The following is a 16,148-nucleotide window of genomic DNA, read 5'->3' on the forward strand; positions in this document are numbered from 1 at the left end:
CGCCACCTGGCCTGCAAGGCAGGGTGCTGATTGCCCGCGACGCGCTTGTGCCTCGGGGTGGTTTGCACGTGGCCGCGCGAGCGTGGCGCGCGTTCCGGTTGTCCCGATGCATATGTCGTGCAGTGCTCGCAGCACTCTCGTTTTGTTCTTTTCCACTGGTCCCGGTATCTGCCAAACCCTGATGACTGAATCCACTCAATCCGCAGCACCCACCGCCGAAGCGCCCGCGCCTACGCCCACGTTCTCCGACTTCGGGCTGCATCCCCTGCTGTTGCAGTCGATCGCCGAAACCGGCTACACCACGCCCACCCCGATCCAGGCGCAAGCCATTCCCGTCGTGGTCGAAGGGCGCGACGTCATGGGCGCGGCCCAGACCGGCACCGGCAAGACGGCGGCCTTCACGCTGCCCATCCTGCATCGCCTGATGCCGCTGGCCAACACCAGCGCCTCGCCCGCGCGGCACCCGGTGCGCGCGCTGATCCTGACGCCCACGCGCGAGCTGGCCGACCAGGTCTACGAAAGCGTCAAGCGCTACAGCAAGCAGACGCCGCTGCGTTCCGCGGTGGTGTTCGGTGGTGTCGATATCGGTCCGCAGAAAGAAGCGCTGCGCCGTGGCTGCGAAGTGCTGGTGGCCACGCCCGGCCGCCTGCTCGACCACGTCGAGCAGAAGAACGTGAACCTGAGCCAGGTCGGCATCCTGGTGCTGGACGAAGCCGACCGCATGCTCGACATGGGCTTCCTGCCCGACCTGGAACGCATCATCCGCCTGCTGCCCGCGCAGCGTCAGGGCCTGCTGTTCTCGGCCACCTTCAGCAACGAAATCCGCAAGCTCGGCCGTTCGTACCTGAACCACCCGGTCGAAATCGAAGTCGCGGCGCGCAACGCCACGGCCAACACCATCACGCAGATCGCCTACAAGATGTCGGGCGACCAGAAGCGCGCGGCGGTGGTGCACCTGGTGAAGTCGCGCGGCCTGAAGCAGGTCATCGTGTTCTCGAACACCAAGATCGGCACCGCGCGCCTGGCGCGCGAGCTCGAGCGTGACGGCGTCAAGGCCGAATCGATCCACGGCGACAAGACCCAGGCCGACCGCATGAAGGCGCTCGAAGCCTTCAAGGCCGGCGAACTGGAAGTGCTGGTCGCCACCGACGTGGCCGCGCGCGGCCTGGACGTGGCCGGCGTGCCTTGCGTCATCAACTACGACCTGCCGTACAACGCCGAAGACTACGTGCACCGTATCGGCCGTACCGGCCGCGCCGGCGCCACCGGTGAAGCCATCGCCCTGTTCACGGGCGACGAAGAGCGTTTCCTGCTCGACATCGAAAAGCTGATCAAGCGCGAAGTGCCGCGCGGCACGCTGGAACTGCCCGCCGACCTGGTCGCGCGCAGCCATCATGGCCATGGCCGCCGCGAAGAGCGCGCCGCATCGCCGCGCGAAGGCGGCCGCGAGCGTGGCCGTTCGTCGGAACGCCGTTCGAGCGGCGGATCGTCGCGCCAGCCGGTGGACGATTTCTTCCTCAAGCCCTACGAGCCGTCGACGTCGTCGGCCCCGGCAGAAGAGCCCGACGCGCCGCGCCAGGGTGGCAATTCGTCCGCGCCCAAGCGCCAGATCGCCGTCCTGCTGGGCGGCAGCCGCAAGTAGCGGCAGCGCTGCGCGCCCGCATCGCCGATGCGGCCCGCGCCAAAGGAAAAGCGTCCTTGATGGACGCTTTTTTTGTTTCAAGACAACGGTGATGCGGCGTTCATGGGGCGCTCGTTGTCGTTGTGGGGATCGGATCCGGGCGTCGCACGCCGGCCGCGATCGAGAACAATGCCGCGAGGATCGCGCAGCCCGTTACCTGGAGAATGCCGGCCTGAGTCCAACCCAGCGTCAATTTCAATTGGCCCAGCAGATACCCGGCGAAGGCCGCGGGCACATACAGGCTGGCCACGAACAGGCCCGAGGCCTGCGCCGCCTTGGCCCGGCTGACGGATTTGATGATGCCAGCCGACAGGTTGGCATACACCATGCCGCTGATGGCGGCGCCGAAGATGAACGACATGGCGGCGTGCGCGCTCAGCGATTTCTCCAGGTCGGTGAACAGCAGTCCTCCGGCCAACGCCGACAACAGCAGCGACCCGAACAACAGTTTGCGGTAGTCGTAGCGGTCTCCGAGCCAGCCTCCCAGCAACGATAGCAGGGCGCCCAGGCCGTAGAAGCTGACTGCGCCCGCCGCCTGTTTGGGGCTGAAACCGAGGGCTTCGCGCAGGTAGGTGGGATACAAGCCCAGATAGCCATAGATCGACAGACCGGCGAACGCGGTCGCGATGGCCAGCATGACCGGCGTGCGCGCCCACAGGCTTGTCCCGGCCGCCGGGCTGGCGGTGTCTTCGGCCTGCGTCGGCAGCGCCTGTGCTTCGCTGAACCAGGGTTTGACCAGCGGCACGATCAGGATGATGGCGATGATGCCCGACAGCCCGAAAACGATGAAGGGCATCTGCCAGTGGCTTGCGGCCAGGATCGCGGCGCCGAGGTTGGGGCCGATGATGGCGCCGATGCCGAATGTGAAATTCAGCGAGCTCGCGGCGACCGCCCGGTGCTGCAGGAAGTAGCTCGTGCCAATGGCGAGCAGCGCCGTCAGCTGCATGGCTTCGCCCAGGCCGGAAATGAACCGGTAGGCCAGCAGGTCCGGCAGTCCTTTCGCATAGGCGGTGAGGAAGGTGGCCACGGAAAAGATGACCAGCCCGATCAGCGTGACGGACTTGCGCGACACCTTGCCCAGCAGATAGCCGGTGGGTATGCCGGCCAGGCCCATGCCCAGCGTGAAGACCGTCGAAGCCAGGCCGACCTGCGGCAAGGTCAGGCCCAGGGCGTTGCGTACATCCGTGGCAAGGACTGAAAACAGCTGCCGGTCGATGGCGTTGATGACATATGAGAAAAGCAGTACGGCGAACATCCCGAGCGCGTAGCGGCGCGTTTGCATGGCAGTCTCCTTTGAATGTCGATGGGCCCTAGGCGAGCGCGTCGCAGCGTCGGGCGAATTCGGCGGGCAGCGCCTCCGGGGAAGCGCCTGTGGCGAGCAGCAGGCGCAGCAGCAGGCGCGCCTTCAGGCCACCCAGCGCGCCGCCATGGATCAGCCCGCGGGACAGCAGATCCTTTTCCGATCCGGGGAAGGCATAGGCGGCGCGCAGCACCGGACCGGCGGCCACCCGGGTGCTGAGCACGACGGGCATCCGCGCCGCCAGGTCGCCCAGCAGCGGGGCCAGGTGGCCCGGCACATGGCCGGCCCCCATCGCCTCGATGACCGCGCCGCGAAAGCCCAGGTCAGGTAGCGCGGGCAGCAACCTGCCGTCGTCGTCCAGGCCGATGCGCAGCAACGCGATGGGCGCTTCCTGCAATGGGCGCGGAGACCGCAGCGCGGGCAGCGGCGTCAGCCGGGCGTGCAGATGCAGGCGCCCCTCGCACAGCGTGCCCAGCGGTCCCCGGCCGGGCGAATGGAAGGCCGACGGCAGCGTGGTATGCGCTTTCTGCACATGGCGGGCGGCATGCACCTGGTCGCCAAGCACCACCAGCGCGCCCATGCCGGCCGCCGCGGGGGCGGCAGCCACGGTGACCGCCGCCAGCAGATTGGCGGGGCCGTCGGCGCCCGGCGCCGCCGCGCCGCGCATCGCTCCGGTCACGACGATGGGCAGCGGGCGGCGCGCCAGCAATTCCAAGGCGAAGGCAGTCTCGTCGATGGTGTCGGTGCCCTGGACCACCACCGCGCCCTGGCAGCCGCGGGCGAATCCTTCCTCGATCAACGCCGCCAGCTGCGCGAGATCTTGCTGCGTCAGGGACGCCCCGGGTTTGTTGGAGAAAGCGATGACCTCCAGGCTGGCCACCGCGGCCAGGTCCGGAACGGCGGCGACCAGGGCATGGGCGTCCAATGCGGGCGCGATGCCGCCATCGGCGCCGGGCGTCATGGCGATGGTGCCGCCAGTGGCCAGCAGGAGAACGCGGGGAAGGTCCATGTTCGGCTCCGGGCTAGGCCTGCTCGGGTTGGTCGGCTTGATTCCGATAGATATCGAGAATGTCGCCGCCGGTGCACAGACACACATCCGGGTGCGACAGGATGTGGTCGTACAGCTCGGCCAGGTAGCGGATGCGATGTGGCGCGCCCGTCAGATAAGGGTGGATCGAGATCGCCATGACCCGCGGGATGCTCGCCCCTTCCCGGTAGAGCTGGTCGAACTGGTCGCGGCCTCGGATCAGCAATTCCTCGGACCGGTGCTGCTGCACGGCGGAGATGACGACATCGTTGAGTTCGACGGTGTAGGGCACCGACAGCATGCTTCCCGTGCGTGTCCTGATGGGCACCGGCTGGTCGTCCAGCACCCAGTCGGCCACGTATTCGATGCCGGCGGCGGCCAGCAGGTCGATCGTGTCATCCGTCTCGGTCAGGCCGGGGCTTTCCCAGCCTCGCGGCGCCCGGCCGGTGACATCGCGGATGGCCGCGATCGTGTCGCGGATCGCCGCGGCCTGGTCCGCCACCCGGTGCATCGGTTGCTGCACATGGCCGTGGCCCATGAATTCCCAGCCGGCCGCCAGCGCCGCCTGGCAAGCCTGGGCGTATTCGCGGCAGGCGGTGCCATTGACCGCCAGCGTGGCCTTCAGCCCGCGCGCGCCCAAGGTCTCGAGGAAGCGCCAGAAGCCGACGCGCATGCCGTACTCGTGCCAGCACCAATTCGGAATGTCCGGCAGCAACGGCTGTCCCATCGGCGGAGGCAGGACGGCGCGCGGCATCGCGTGTTGCGGCAGCCAGTTTTCCACGTTGACGATGGTCCAGACGGCAACGCGCGCGCCGTCGGGCAGCACGAATGGGCGACGTTGGGTAATCGGCTCGTAGGCGACGCGATCGCGAGCGGACCAGACGGGCGAGGGGTGATTCATCGGCAGGCTCCATGTGGGGAAACACGCGGGAGCAATTCACGTTTGATTCCATTATTTGGAATTAAATGGAGACCAATGATTCAGTGAAATACTCCTGCTACTGGCGATAAATGCTAGCGTTGCGATAAATTCGCTCGCAACACAACCGAAAATAATTCCACTAATTGGAATGGCATGAATGATTCCCTTGCGCGGGTCGATGGCGCCCAAGGCATTACCCGGGCGGTGCTGGTGCTCAAGCTGTTGGCGCGCCAGGCCGATGTCGGCCTGCGGCTGGTCGATCTGGCGCAGGCCGCGCAATTGACGCGGCCCACCATGCATCGGCTGCTGAAGGCGCTCGTCGCGCAAGGGATGGCGGTGCAGGATGCCGCGACCCGTCGTTACCGGCTGGGTCCCCTGGTGTTCGAGCTGGGCCTGGCGGCGGCGCATCGTTTCAATCTGCGCGACCTGAGCACGGCCACCCTGGCGGACCTTGCCCGCGTGACGGGCGATACGACGTTCCTGTTTGTGCGCAGCGGCGACGACGCCGTCTGCATCAATCGCATCCAGGGGACCTATCCCGTGCAGACGCCGGCACTGCCGCTGGGCAGCCGCCAACCCCTGGGGGTCAGCGCGGGCGGCCTGGCGCTGCTGGCGGCGTTACCGGCCGCGGAACAGAAACGCATCATCGAGGCCGTTGCGCCGCGGCTCGGGGCATATGGGGAATTGGATGCCGACGATGTCCGCGCGCATTGCGCGCTGGTGGCAAAGGTTGGCTACGCGCACATCGCCAATCGCGCGGTGCCCGGCATCAGCGCGCTGGGTGTCCCCGTGTATGGCGAGAGTGGCCTGTTGCTGGCCGCTGTCACGGTCGCCGCGACCCACAACCGCATGACGGACGCCCGGGTGCGTGAGATCGTGCCGCTGCTGCGCGGGGCGGCGCAAGCCATCGGCGCCTTGTTGCAGCAATAACGGCGAATTGGGCCGAGCCTCCCCCGGGGGGCGTGGATCTCCGGCCCGGCGTGGCCGTCAGGCGGCGAGCAGGCGGGGCAAATCGGGTAGCGCCGAGGTGACCGCCGCGCTGCGTTCGTCCAGGCTTTCCAGCAGACGTTCCAGATGGCCGATGTGCGGCAGCATCGGGCCGTAGAACACCACGCGGCCGCCGATCTGGATCAGCAGCGTGGGGAAGTTCTCGACGTCGACCTCGCCCAGCAATTCGGCGTGGTCTTCGATGTCGATCCAGGCGAAGACATGCCGCGGCAGGGCGCTGGACAGGGCGCGCAGCTTGGGTTTGTATTCTTCGCAGGTGTCGCACCAGGCGGCGCAGAAACAGGCGACCAGCCAGGCGTCGGGCGAGGCCGCCAATTGGGCGCGCAAGGCGGTGAGGTCGGAGCCGGGTACAAGTAATGTCATACGAGCGCAGGGGGGCGTGTTTGACTATCATACCCGGGATGATCACCTTCCTTTCGTCCTACGATGACCGCTTTGCGCACTGATTCCCCGCCGCCCGAAACCGGCCGCTTCGCCCGTGCCGCGAGCGGCGTCGGGTTGGCGTTCAAGCGCGCCCTGGTGTCGCAATGCCATCCGACGATGCTGTTCGCGGTGCTGCTGCCATTCCTGATCGCGCTGGTCGGCGTGGTGCTGCTGTTCTGGTTGTTCTGGACGCCCCTGACCGACTGGCTCGCCGCCCAGGCTTCACACTGGGACTTCATCAACCGCACCGAGGAATGGCTGCTGGCGATGGGGCTGTTCTCGCTCAAGATCTACCTGGTGCCGGTGATCGCGGTGTCGATCCTGTTGCCGCTGTCGGGCGTGCTGGGCCTGGCGATCGCGGCCGTGTTCGTCATGCCGCTGGTGCTGCGCCACGTCGGCCACCGCGAGTACGCCGGCCTCGGCCGGCAGGGCAAGCTGGCCACTTCCGTCAGCGTCTGGAACGCGATCTGGGTGTCGGGCGCGTTCGTGCTCGGCTGGCTGTTCACCATGCCGCTGTGGCTGGTGCCGCCGATGGCCCTGGTGTTGCCGATCTTCTGGTGGACCTTCGCCTTTTCGCGCATGATGCGGGTCGACGCCATCGTCGAGCACGCCAGCCCGGCCGAGCGCAAGCTCATCCTGGAGCGCCACAACGGCGGCTTCTGGATCATCGGCCTGATCTGCTCGCTGCTGAACCTGCTGCCGCCCGCCTGGATTATCCTGCCCGTGTTCTCGGCGCTGGTCTACGCGCACTACGGCCTGGACGCGCTCCAGCGGCTGCGCCAGGAACGCACCATCGACGTCGCCTGACGCGGCGCCTTCGCCTTCATTCAACCGCCAAATTCTGGAACCGGACATGGCAGCAGAATCCGCCTCCCGCCGCATCGGCCTCATCATCGTCGGCGACGAAATCCTGTCGGGCCGCCGCCAGGACAAGCATTTTTCCAAGGTCGTCGAGCTGCTCGGCGCGCGCGGCATGCAACTGGCCTGGGCGGAGTTCCTGCCGGATGACCGCGAGGTGCTGGTGGCCGCCTACCGGCGCAGCTTCGCCACCGGCGACGTGGTGTTTTCCTGCGGCGGCATCGGCGGCACGCCGGACGACCATACCCGCCAGGCCGCGGCGGCGGCCCTGGACCTGCCGCTGGCCCTGCATCCCGAGGCGGAGCAGGCGATCGCGCTGCGCACCGCCGAGATGGCGGCCAAGGGGCAGGGCACGGCCGACATGAGCGCGCCCGAGAACCAGCAACGGCTGCAGATGGGCGTGTTCCCCGAGGGCTGCGAGATCGTGCCCAATCCGTACAACCGCATCCCGGGCTTCTTCATCCGCGACCATACCTTCGTGCCGGGCTTTCCCGTGATGGCCTGGCCGATGCTCGAATGGACCCTGGATACGCGCTATCGTGCGTTGCAGCATACGCGCCGCCACGCGGAGCATTCGTTCCTGGTGTTCAGCATGCCGGAATCGCGCATCACGCCGGCCATGCAGACCGTCGAAAGCCGCTGGCCGGGCGTGCGCGCCTTCAGCCTGCCGAGCGTCGGCGAAGCCGGCGGCACGCCGCATATCGACCTGGGCGTGAAGGGCGAACCCGAGGCGGCGGCCGAGGCATTGGCCTTCCTGCGGGCCGAGGTGCTGCGCCTGGGCGGCAAGCTGGCGCCGCCCGCGGCCTGAGCCGGCGGCGGCAAGGGAAACGGGGCGCGTCCCCCGTTTGCGAGCCAAAAAACGGTTGCCAAATAGCCCGGTAAATTTCACAATACGGGAAAGAACTGTTTGCTGCGCTGCCGCAAGTCTGGTCTCTTTCGGTGGCGCCGCGCTAGCCCTTCCTTCCTATGTCCCGTCCTTCTTCCACCCGCAACGCCCTGGACGCCGAGGCCGATGGCGCTTCGGGCAGTCCCATTGCCATCCAGGTCATCGAGCGCGCCATGCGCCTGCTCGATGCGCTGGCCGCGCAGCCCGATCCCGTCACGCTCAAGGAATTGTCCGCGACCACCGGCCTGCATGCCTCCACCGCGCACCGCATCCTGAACGACCTGGTCGTGGGCCGCTATGTCGAGCGCGTCGACAACGGCCTGTACCAGCTGGGCATGCGCCTGCTGGAGCTGGGCTCGCTGGTCAAGGGACGGCTGAACGTGCGCGAGGCGGCCATTTCGGCGATGCGGTCGCTGCACAAGCTCACGGGCCAGACCATCAACCTGTCGGTGCAGCAGGGCGACGAAATCGTCTACATCGACCGCGCCTGGAGCGAGCGCTCGGGCATGCAGGTGGTGCGCGCCATCGGCGGCCGCGCGCCGCTGCACCTGACCTCCACCGGCAAGCTGTTCCTGTCGACCGGCGACGCCCGCCAGGTGCGCGCCTACGCCTTGCGCACCGGCCTGGCCGGCCACACCCGCAACAGCCTGACCGACCTCGACCGCCTCGAGCGCGAGCTGGCGCTGGTGCGCCGCCACGGCTACGCGCGCGACAACGAGGAACTGGAACTGGGCGTGCGCTGCATCGCCGCGGGCATTTTCGACGACACCGGCAAGCTGGTCGCCGGCCTGTCGATCTCGGCGCCCGCCGAGCGCCTGCAGGACGACTGGATCAAGGCCCTGGTGGACACGGCCGCCAGCATTTCCGAGGCGCTGGGCTACGAGCCCTCGGTGTCCAGCGGCTTCAACGGCCTGGGCATGGCGGCCGAAGCGATGCGCACCTGATCGACTGCGTTGCCACGGCCATGAAAAAGCCCCCCGGTTTCAGCAACCGAGGGGCTTTTTCATGGCCGTGGCGAAACTATCCGTCAGGCGCGATGCGCAGCGCAGGCCCCGTCTGGCGGGGCCCGCCCTGAATTACTGCTGTTCGACGCCGGCCTTCTTGAACAGCTCGGCCCACTGCGGGACCTGCTGCTTGACCTTGGCGTCCAGGGCCTGCGGATTGGCGTCGGCGGTCAGCACCGTGGCGCCCAGCTGCTTCATGCGTTCCTGGAACTTCGGATCCGCCAGGCCGGCCTGCAGGCTCTTGACCAGCTTGTCGACCACCGGCTTGGGCGTGCCCTTCGGCACCCACATACCGTGCCAGATACCGACTTCGAAGCCCTTGAAGCCGGACTCGTCCATGGTCGGCAGCTTGGGCAGCGTGGGCACGCGCTGCAGGCTGGTGACGGCGTAGGCCTTGACCTTGCCGCTGTCGATCTGCTGCGTGGTGTTGGTGGTCTGGTCGCACAGCAGGTCGACCTGCTTGCCCAACAGGTCGTTCATGGCCGGCGCGGTGCCCTTGTAGGGGATCGTCAGCAACTGCACGCCCAGCGCCTCGACCAGCATGGTGCCGCACAGGTGGCTGGCGGCGCCGATGCCGGCGTTGGCCAGCGAGACCTTGTCCTTGTTCTTTTTGACGTAGTCGGCCAGTTCCTGGATGTTGTTGGGCGGGAAGTCCGAGCGCGCGATGATGGTCATCGGCACGTCGACCACCAGGCCGATCGGCTCGAAGCTCTTGTAGGGGTCGTACCCCGGATTCTTGTAGAGCGACGGCGCGGTCGAGAAGCCGGCGTGCATCAGCAGCACGGAATAGCCGTCCGGCTGCGCGCGGGCCACTTGGGTGGTGCCGATGGTGCCGCCCGCACCGCCCTTGTTTTCGACCACGACGGTCTGGCCCAGCGAATGCCGCATGGCTTCAGCCAGCGAACGCGCGACGTTGTCCGTCGGACCGCCGGCGGCGAAAGGCACCACCATGTTGATGGGGCGTTCCGGGAATTCCGCGTGGGCGGCGCCGGCCGCGAGCATGGCGCTGGCCGCGAGCAGGGCCGAAAGCGTGCGGGGGATGAGGGTCATGAAGTCTCCAATTGCAGGGTTTTGCTTGCTGCGATGTGTTTTTGACCGCTGACTTATCGTTTGTGTTTGTCTGTCATCAGCGTGCAAGCAGTGTAGAAAAGAATTGATACGCCGTCATGTCCGGTATTTCCCGAATCATGGGAAATCCTTGTGCTGGATCAACCCCGCACCGGCGCTTGCACTGTTAATGTGCAAATAGTTGTTGCGTTGCACCAATATTGCTTGACAAGGTTTTTTAGGCCCGTAGAATATCAATTGTGCAGTGCATCAAACGGGCCGGCGGTAGCTTGTAGTACCAGTTTCCGCGCACGTTCCTTATTTCGTCGCAGACACCATCCTTACTTGCCGGAGAGCCTCCGGCTACCCCTAAAAGGAGCAATTCTATGAGCGCTATCCCGCAACAAGTCCTGGACCGTCAAAAAGCCAGCATCAACACCTTCGTGGCCGCCCAATCGGCCGTGTTCGCCGGCTTCGAAAAGCTGGTCGAACTGAACCTGAAGGTCGTGCGCGCCACCCTGGACGAAGTCGCCCAGAAGTCGCAGCAAGCCGCCGAAGTCAAGGACCCGCAGGAAGCCGCGGCGTTCGCCTCGGGCCTGCTGCAGCCGGGCGCCGAAAAGGCCCTGGCCTACACCAAGCACGTGTACGACATCGTCGCCGGCGTGCAGGGCAACCTGGTCAAGCTGACCGAAGAACAAATCGCCGAAGGCCAACAGCAACTGAGCGACGCCGTCGAGCAGTTCTCCAAGAACGCCCCCACGGGTTCGGAAAGCGCCGTCGCCCTGATCAAGTCGTCGCTGGCCACCGCCAACAGCGCCTATGATTCGCTGACCAAGGCCGCCAAGCAGGCCGCCGAAGTCGCCGAGTCCAACCTGAATGCCGCCGCCAACGCGACCTTCAAGGCCGCGACGGATGCCGCCGACGCCGCCACCAAGGTCGCCAGCCGCAGCCGTCGCAGCGCCTAAGTATTTGGCGCGCGATGCTGCGCAAATCGCAGTAATGTAGTACTGTTGAGTGACAGAGCAGAGCTGGAATTAGGGCCACCCTTCGGGTGGCCTCTTTTTTTGCCCATTTTCCCCGCGGGATGACGGGCGCGCGCGGGCGCCGCCCGGGCAGCATGGCCGCCCGCGAGGTTCGTCCTGGAAAGCCCCGGCGTGGCCGGGGCGCGGGATCAGGCCCGGCGGGCCACCGCCCGCACGCACTCGCCCACCAGGGCGGGGCCGCGGTAGATCAGGCCTGTGTACAACTGCACCGCGTCGGCGCCGGCCTCGATCTTTTCGCGGGCCTGCTGGCCCGACAGCACGCCGCCCACGCCGATGATCGCCAGGCTGTCGCCCAGCTGCTGCTTGAGCCGGCGGATCACCGCTAGCGACAGCTCATGCACCGGCGCGCCGGACAGGCCGCCCGCTTCCTCGGCGTGCGCCATGCCGGTGACGGCATCGCGCGACAGGGTGGTGTTGGTGGCGATGACGCCGTCGATGCCATGGCGCGGCAGGGCGTCGGCGATGGCGTCGATCTGTTCCGTGGTCAGGTCGGGAGCGATCTTGACGGCCATCGGCACGCGGCGCTGGTGCTGGTCTTCCAGCGCGCGGCGCTTGTCCGCCAGTTGCGCCAGCAGCGCCGACAGTTCGTCACCGCCTTGCAGGGCCCGCAGATTCTTGGTGTTGGGCGACGAGATGTTCACCGTGACGTAGTCGGCGTGCGGGTACACGCCGGCCAGGCCGATCAGGTAGTCGTCGGCCGCGCGCTCGATCGGGGTGTCGGCGTTCTTGCCGATGTTCAGGCCGAGGATGCCGCCCTGCTTGCGCCACTGGCTGCGCTGTACGTTGGCCAGGAACGCGTCCAGCCCCTGGTTGTTGAAGCCCAGGCGGTTGATCAGCGCGTTGGCGCGCGGCAGGCGGAACATGCGCGGCTTGGGGTTGCCCGGCTGTGCCCGCGGCGTCACCGTGCCGACCTCGACGAAACCGAAACCCAGATTGCCGAGCGCGTCGATATAGGCGCCGTTCTTGTCCAGTCCCGCCGCCAATCCGATGGGGTTGGCCAGCTGCATGCCCATCAGGGTGCAGGGCGCCTTGGGCTGCGCGTGCAGCAGCTTGCGCGTGGCGCCGCATTCGTAGGCCCGCTGCAGCCCCGACAGGGTGACTTCGTGGGCGGTTTCCGCGTCCATGGCGAACAGCGCCGGGCGGGCCAGGGGATAGGCGTGGAAGAGGATCGACATGGAGCGGGATTGTAAAGCGTCTTTGGCCGCCCTTGCGGGCCGCCGCCGCCGGGGCGGATCAGGCGGCCGGGCCGGGCGTGGCGGGCGCGGGCGGTTCGCCCCAGGCGCCGTCGATCAGGTACTGGGCGGGATGGAAGCTGGCCTTGTACGACATTTTCTGGCTGTCGGCGATCCAGTAGCCCAGGTAGAGCCAGGGCAGGTTGAGCGTGCGGCACTGCTCGATCTGCCAGAGGATGCTGTAGGTGCCCAGGCTGCCCGGCACGTCGGGATCGTAGAAGGTGTAGACGGACGACAGGCCGTCGTCCAGCACGTCGATGATCGAGACCATCATCAGCACGCCCGCGGGATCGCGGAATTCGACCAGGCGGGTGTTGACGCGGCTGGTGAGCAGGAATTGCGCGTACTGCGTGCGGCTGTCCTCATCCATGCCGCCGCCGGGATGGCGGCCCTGCTGGTAGCGGGTATAGAGCCGGTAATGCTCGGGCGACCACGCCAGCTCGGCCACGAACGACTGCAGGTTGCGGTGGTCGCGCCAGGCGCGGCGCTGGCTGCGGTTGGGCGCGAAGCCGGCGGTGTCGACCCGCACCGGCACACAGGCGTGGCAACTGTCGCAGTGCGGGCGGTAGGTGAACAGGCCGCTGCGGCGAAAACCCTGCTCGACCAGTTGCGAGTAGGTGCCGGCGTTGATCAGGTGGCCGGGCGCGGCAACCTGCGACCGTGCCTGGCGTCCCGGCAGGTAGCTGCAAGGGTAGGGAGCGGTCGCGTAGAACTGCAGCGTGGAGAAAGGTAATTCTTTGAGCTGGCTCATGTGGGATCCCGGTGTCCGGCGCCAAGTCCGTGACGGGGACGACTACATATTAACGCCTAACCCGGCTCGCGATGTGGGGGGACGGAGCGCGGCGCCAGGCGCCGGGGCGGCCGTCAGGCGGCCGCCAGGGGCAGCAGCCGCCCCGTGCTGTCCAGCCGTCCGCGCGACCAGGCCAGCGGCGGCTGCACGGTGGCGGCGCGCACGTGTTGCAGGAAGCGCGAGCGTGGCACCGGCCGCGCGCCCAGGCTGGCCAGATGGCGGGTCTGCTGCTGGCAGTCGATCCACTGCACGCCCTGCGCGCTGACGTAGCGCACCAGGTAGGCCAGCGCGATCTTGGAGGCGTTGGGCGCGCGCGTGAACATCGATTCGCCGAAGAACATGCGGCCCAGGTTGATGCCGTACAGGCCGCCGGCCAGTTCGCCGTCGATCCAGGTTTCGATGCTGTGGACGTAGCCGGCCTCGTGCCAGGCGAGGTAGGCCTGCCGCATGGCGGCGGTGATCCAGGTGCCCGGCTGGCCATCGCGCGGCGCGGCGCAGTGCGCCATCACCGTGGCGAAGGCCGTGTCGACCCGCACCTCGATGCGCGGCGCGGCCTCGTGTTCGTGGCTGGCGATCTGGCGCAGCAGCTTGCGCAGCGAGTGCGAGGGCGCGAAGTCGCGACAGGCCAGCACCATGCGCGGATCCGGGCTCCACCACAGGATCGGCTCGCCCTCGGAATACCAGGGGAAGATGCCGTTCGAGTAGGCCTGGATCAGGCGCGGCGTGGACAGGTCGGCGCCGGCCGCCAGCAGGCCGTCCGGATCCGTCAGGGCGAATTCCGCCGGCGGAAAGGGCGTGTCGGCGGCGAGCCAGGGCAGCTTCAACGGTGCGATTCTAGGGTGTAGTGGTGAGGGCCGAACGTGCCGCGCTTGCGGTCCTCGAAATAGCGTTGCAGCGTGGTCGCCACGGTGCGGAACGCCAGGTCGTCCCAGGGAATCTCGGCCTCGTCGTAGAAGCGGGCTTCCAGGCTTTCCGGGCCGGGATCCAGCTCGGGGCCCAGCACTTCGGCCAGGTAGAAGACGTGCACCTGCTCGATCTGCGGCACGTCGATGATGGTGTAGATCTCGCCCAGCCGGATGCGCGCGCCGGATTCCTCCAGCGTTTCGCGGCCGGCGCCCTGCGCGGTGCTCTCGCCCAGCTCCATGAAACCGGCCGGCAGCGTCCAGGTGTTGTAGCGCGGCTCGATCGCGCGCCGGCACAGCAGCACGCGGTTGTCCAGCACCGGCACCGTGCCCACCACCAGGCGCGGGTTCTGGTAGTGGATCGCGCCGCAGTGATCGCAGATGTCGCGTTCGCGGTTGTCGCCCTCGGGCACCCGGCGGTTCACGGGCGAGCCGCATTGGCTGCAGAAGTTCGCACGGCGCGGCGCGGGGAAGTATTCGAGGGGCGATTTGGCGGTCATGGCTACGATTCTAACGGCTGCGGCGACGGCTGGCGCGTCGCGCGGGCGCCATCGGCGCGCGGCTGCCGAAGCGTTCTTCCAGGTGTTCGACGAAGGAACGCACCTTGGGCGAGAGGAAGCGCCGGTGCGGATAGGCGGCGTACATGGAAATCGGCGTGTGGGCGTAGTCCTGCAGCAGGGCGGTCAGGCGGCCGGCGCGCACGTCCTCGCCCACCAGGAATTCCGGCTGCAGGATCACGCCGTGTCCGGCCAGCGCGGCGGTGCGCAGCACGTCGCCATTGTTGGCGCGCAGGGCGGCGTTGACCCGCACCAGGTGGGTGACGCCGTCCTTCTCGAAATGCCATTCGTTGCCGGTGCTGGCGTAGGCGTAATGCAGGCAGCGGTGCTGCTTCAGGTCGTCGGGCGTTTGCGGCACGCCATGGCGCGCCAGGTAGGCGGGCGCGGCGCACACCAGCAACTGCTGCGGCGCCAGCGGCCGCGCCACCAGCGACGAGTCCTGCAGCGGGCCGATGCGCACCGCGACGTCGTAGCCGTCCTCGACCAGGTCGACCACGCGGTCGTTCAGGTCCAGGTCGATGATGACGTCGGGATAGCGCAGCAGGTATTCGGCGATGGCCGGCCCCAGGTGCAGGATGCCGAACGACACCGGCGCACTGACGCGCAGGCGTCCGCTGGGCGCCTGGCCCTCGGCCTGCAGCGACAGTTCCAGGTCGGCCACTTCGGCCAGGATCGGCCGCACCCGCTCGTAGAAGGCGCGGCCGGCGTCGGTCATGCTGAGCTTGCGGGTCGTGCGGTTCAGCAGCCGCACGCCGTACTTCTCTTCCAGGTGCGCGATCTGGCGCGTGACCACGGAACGGGCCTGGCCCATCTTGTCCGCGGCAGCCGCGAACGAGCCCAGTTCGACCACCCGGGCATAGGTCTGCATGGCGGTATGGGTGTCCATGATTGTTACCTAACGGGGAACAATAAGTTGCGATTTTGCATGTTTATCTTTGTTTTTGGAATCGCAAGAATAGCGGCCATGAAGAATCTTCCCGTCCTGGGCGATTCGCTCACGGAGAATGCAATGATCGATACCCGTACCGCGCCCTATGCCGCGCTCCTGCTTCGCATCGCGCTGGGCGTGATGTTCCTGGCCCATGGCCTGACCAAGCTGCTGGTGTTCACCCTGCCGGGCACCGCGCAGTTCTTCGCCAAGATCGGCTTTGCCGGCTGGCTGGCGTATCCGGTGACCTTCTTCGAGATCGGCGCCGGCGTGCTGCTGATCCTGGGCGTGTGGCCGCGCTGGATCGCCGTGATCGCCGCGGTGCAGCTGTTCGTTGCCTCCACCGTGCACTTCGGCAACGGCTGGGGCTTCAGCAACCCCAACGGCGGCTGGGAGTATCCGGTGTTCCTGTCGGTGGCCGCCGCGGTCCTGGCGCTGCTGGGCGACGGCAAGTTCGCGCTGCTCAAGAGCGGCCGCGGCTGATCGGCTCGCGCATCAAACTGTCTACTGGATTGGGCATCGCCCGCAAGGCGGCCGGCA

17 protein-coding genes are annotated in these 16,148 nt (G+C 67.4%); 7 read left to right on the forward strand and 10 right to left on the reverse strand.

Features of this window, described 5'->3' with window-relative positions; translation table 11 throughout:
• The first annotated feature begins 181 nt into the window (after positions 1 to 181).
• On the forward strand, positions 182 to 1,642 hold the full coding sequence (locus tag H0523_RS00640) for a DEAD/DEAH box helicase (RefSeq protein WP_156330720.1): 1,461 nt from the start codon (positions 182 to 184) through the stop codon (positions 1,640 to 1,642).
• A gap of 100 nt (positions 1,643 to 1,742) precedes the next feature.
• Here H0523_RS00640 and H0523_RS00645 read toward each other — a convergent pair whose 3' ends face one another.
• The 3 genes from H0523_RS00645 to H0523_RS00655 are packed head-to-tail and all read right to left on the reverse strand — an operon-like array spanning position 1,743 to position 4,909.
• The gene (locus H0523_RS00645) at positions 1,743 to 2,963 is read right to left on the reverse strand and encodes an MFS transporter (RefSeq protein ID WP_231689868.1); all 1,221 of its coding nucleotides are present in this window, start codon (positions 2,961 to 2,963) and stop codon (positions 1,743 to 1,745) included.
• Between the two features lie 28 nt (positions 2,964 to 2,991).
• Entirely contained in the window at positions 2,992 to 3,990 is a 999-nt protein-coding gene (locus H0523_RS00650) for an asparaginase (protein WP_054432925.1), read from the reverse strand.
• Positions 3,991 to 4,003: 13 nt separating this feature from the next.
• Complete coding sequence (locus H0523_RS00655) at positions 4,004 to 4,909, reverse strand: polysaccharide deacetylase family protein (protein WP_054432926.1); 906 nt, start codon at positions 4,907 to 4,909, stop codon at positions 4,004 to 4,006.
• 174 nt (positions 4,910 to 5,083) lie between these two features.
• Here H0523_RS00655 and H0523_RS00660 point away from each other — a divergent pair, with 174 nt between their 5' ends.
• Positions 5,084 to 5,860 carry an IclR family transcriptional regulator gene (locus tag H0523_RS00660; protein ID WP_054432929.1) on the forward strand — a complete coding sequence of 259 codons (777 nt, stop codon included), beginning with the start codon at positions 5,084 to 5,086 and terminating at the stop codon, positions 5,858 to 5,860.
• Between the two features lie 57 nt (positions 5,861 to 5,917).
• Here H0523_RS00660 and H0523_RS00665 read toward each other — a convergent pair whose 3' ends face one another.
• The gene (locus tag H0523_RS00665; protein WP_054432930.1) at positions 5,918 to 6,301 is read right to left on the reverse strand and encodes a thioredoxin family protein; all 384 of its coding nucleotides are present in this window, start codon (positions 6,299 to 6,301) and stop codon (positions 5,918 to 5,920) included.
• A 63-nt stretch (positions 6,302 to 6,364) separates the two neighbouring features.
• Between H0523_RS00665 and H0523_RS00670 the strand changes: the two genes are divergently transcribed.
• The 3 genes from H0523_RS00670 to H0523_RS00680 all read left to right on the forward strand — a co-directional run bounded on the left by H0523_RS00670 (position 6,365) and on the right by H0523_RS00680 (position 9,049).
• Positions 6,365 to 7,168 carry an EI24 domain-containing protein gene (locus tag H0523_RS00670; protein WP_054432933.1) on the forward strand — a complete coding sequence of 268 codons (804 nt, stop codon included), beginning with the start codon at positions 6,365 to 6,367 and terminating at the stop codon, positions 7,166 to 7,168.
• A gap of 46 nt (positions 7,169 to 7,214) precedes the next feature.
• Positions 7,215 to 8,027 (forward strand): competence/damage-inducible protein A, encoded by an 813-nt coding sequence (locus H0523_RS00675; protein WP_054432935.1) that lies wholly within the window; start codon positions 7,215 to 7,217, stop codon positions 8,025 to 8,027.
• 158 nt (positions 8,028 to 8,185) lie between these two features.
• Complete coding sequence (locus H0523_RS00680) at positions 8,186 to 9,049, forward strand: IclR family transcriptional regulator (RefSeq protein WP_006393193.1); 864 nt, start codon at positions 8,186 to 8,188, stop codon at positions 9,047 to 9,049.
• A gap of 132 nt (positions 9,050 to 9,181) precedes the next feature.
• Here H0523_RS00680 and H0523_RS00685 read toward each other — a convergent pair whose 3' ends face one another.
• The gene (locus tag H0523_RS00685; RefSeq protein ID WP_006393194.1) at positions 9,182 to 10,159 is read right to left on the reverse strand and encodes a tripartite tricarboxylate transporter substrate binding protein BugD; all 978 of its coding nucleotides are present in this window, start codon (positions 10,157 to 10,159) and stop codon (positions 9,182 to 9,184) included.
• Positions 10,160 to 10,542: 383 nt separating this feature from the next.
• Between H0523_RS00685 and phaP the strand changes: the two genes are divergently transcribed.
• Positions 10,543 to 11,121 carry a TIGR01841 family phasin gene (gene phaP, locus H0523_RS00690; RefSeq protein WP_054432936.1) on the forward strand — a complete coding sequence of 193 codons (579 nt, stop codon included), beginning with the start codon at positions 10,543 to 10,545 and terminating at the stop codon, positions 11,119 to 11,121.
• A 206-nt stretch (positions 11,122 to 11,327) separates the two neighbouring features.
• Here the strand turns inward: phaP and H0523_RS00695 are convergent, their stop codons facing one another.
• The 5 genes from H0523_RS00695 to H0523_RS00715 form a co-directional block, all read right to left on the reverse strand.
• On the reverse strand, positions 11,328 to 12,374 hold the full coding sequence (locus tag H0523_RS00695) for a quinone-dependent dihydroorotate dehydrogenase (protein WP_054432939.1): 1,047 nt from the start codon (positions 12,372 to 12,374) through the stop codon (positions 11,328 to 11,330).
• A gap of 58 nt (positions 12,375 to 12,432) precedes the next feature.
• A complete protein-coding gene (locus tag H0523_RS00700; RefSeq protein WP_054432941.1) occupies positions 12,433 to 13,182 on the reverse strand; it encodes an arginyltransferase in 750 nt (249 codons plus the stop codon).
• Between the two features lie 113 nt (positions 13,183 to 13,295).
• Positions 13,296 to 14,045 (reverse strand): leucyl/phenylalanyl-tRNA--protein transferase, encoded by a 750-nt coding sequence (gene aat, locus H0523_RS00705; RefSeq protein ID WP_054432943.1) that lies wholly within the window; start codon positions 14,043 to 14,045, stop codon positions 13,296 to 13,298.
• Positions 14,042 to 14,623, reverse strand: a complete 582-nt coding sequence (locus H0523_RS00710) for an NUDIX hydrolase (protein ID WP_054432945.1) — start codon at positions 14,621 to 14,623, stop codon at positions 14,042 to 14,044. The genes aat and H0523_RS00710 overlap by 4 nt, the downstream gene beginning before the upstream one ends.
• Before the next feature lie 10 nt (positions 14,624 to 14,633).
• The gene (locus tag H0523_RS00715) at positions 14,634 to 15,566 is read right to left on the reverse strand and encodes a LysR family transcriptional regulator (protein ID WP_054432946.1); all 933 of its coding nucleotides are present in this window, start codon (positions 15,564 to 15,566) and stop codon (positions 14,634 to 14,636) included.
• A 123-nt stretch (positions 15,567 to 15,689) separates the two neighbouring features.
• Between H0523_RS00715 and H0523_RS00720 the strand changes: the two genes are divergently transcribed.
• The gene (locus H0523_RS00720) at positions 15,690 to 16,091 is read left to right on the forward strand and encodes a DoxX family protein (RefSeq protein ID WP_054433086.1); all 402 of its coding nucleotides are present in this window, start codon (positions 15,690 to 15,692) and stop codon (positions 16,089 to 16,091) included.
• Positions 16,092 to 16,148: the final 57 nt, after the last annotated feature.

The sequence above is a fragment of the Achromobacter insuavis genome, assembly GCF_902859645.1.
Lineage (GTDB): Bacteria > Pseudomonadota > Gammaproteobacteria > Burkholderiales > Burkholderiaceae_B > Achromobacter > Achromobacter insuavis.

What these genes read in the sequence shown, in the direction of transcription:
- H0523_RS00640 (WP_156330720.1), top strand. Translation starts at nt 182, where the DNA reads ATGACTGAATCCACTCAATCCGCAGCACCCACCGCCGAAGCGCCCGCG.
- H0523_RS00645 (WP_231689868.1), bottom strand. Translation starts at nt 2,963, where the DNA reads ATGCAAACGCGCCGCTACGCGCTCGGGATGTTCGCCGTACTGCTTTTC.
- H0523_RS00650 (WP_054432925.1), bottom strand. Translation starts at nt 3,990, where the DNA reads ATGGACCTTCCCCGCGTTCTCCTGCTGGCCACTGGCGGCACCATCGCC.
- H0523_RS00655 (WP_054432926.1), bottom strand. Translation starts at nt 4,909, where the DNA reads ATGAATCACCCCTCGCCCGTCTGGTCCGCTCGCGATCGCGTCGCCTAC.
- H0523_RS00660 (WP_054432929.1), top strand. Translation starts at nt 5,084, where the DNA reads ATGAATGATTCCCTTGCGCGGGTCGATGGCGCCCAAGGCATTACCCGG.
- H0523_RS00665 (WP_054432930.1), bottom strand. Translation starts at nt 6,301, where the DNA reads ATGACATTACTTGTACCCGGCTCCGACCTCACCGCCTTGCGCGCCCAA.
- H0523_RS00670 (WP_054432933.1), top strand. Translation starts at nt 6,365, where the DNA reads ATGACCGCTTTGCGCACTGATTCCCCGCCGCCCGAAACCGGCCGCTTC.
- H0523_RS00675 (WP_054432935.1), top strand. Translation starts at nt 7,215, where the DNA reads ATGGCAGCAGAATCCGCCTCCCGCCGCATCGGCCTCATCATCGTCGGC.
- H0523_RS00680 (WP_006393193.1), top strand. Translation starts at nt 8,186, where the DNA reads ATGTCCCGTCCTTCTTCCACCCGCAACGCCCTGGACGCCGAGGCCGAT.
- H0523_RS00685 (WP_006393194.1), bottom strand. Translation starts at nt 10,159, where the DNA reads ATGACCCTCATCCCCCGCACGCTTTCGGCCCTGCTCGCGGCCAGCGCC.
- phaP (WP_054432936.1), top strand. Translation starts at nt 10,543, where the DNA reads ATGAGCGCTATCCCGCAACAAGTCCTGGACCGTCAAAAAGCCAGCATC.
- H0523_RS00695 (WP_054432939.1), bottom strand. Translation starts at nt 12,374, where the DNA reads ATGTCGATCCTCTTCCACGCCTATCCCCTGGCCCGCCCGGCGCTGTTC.
- H0523_RS00700 (WP_054432941.1), bottom strand. Translation starts at nt 13,182, where the DNA reads ATGAGCCAGCTCAAAGAATTACCTTTCTCCACGCTGCAGTTCTACGCG.
- H0523_RS00710 (WP_054432945.1), bottom strand. Translation starts at nt 14,623, where the DNA reads ATGACCGCCAAATCGCCCCTCGAATACTTCCCCGCGCCGCGCCGTGCG.
- H0523_RS00715 (WP_054432946.1), bottom strand. Translation starts at nt 15,566, where the DNA reads ATGGACACCCATACCGCCATGCAGACCTATGCCCGGGTGGTCGAACTG.
- H0523_RS00720 (WP_054433086.1), top strand. Translation starts at nt 15,690, where the DNA reads ATGATCGATACCCGTACCGCGCCCTATGCCGCGCTCCTGCTTCGCATC.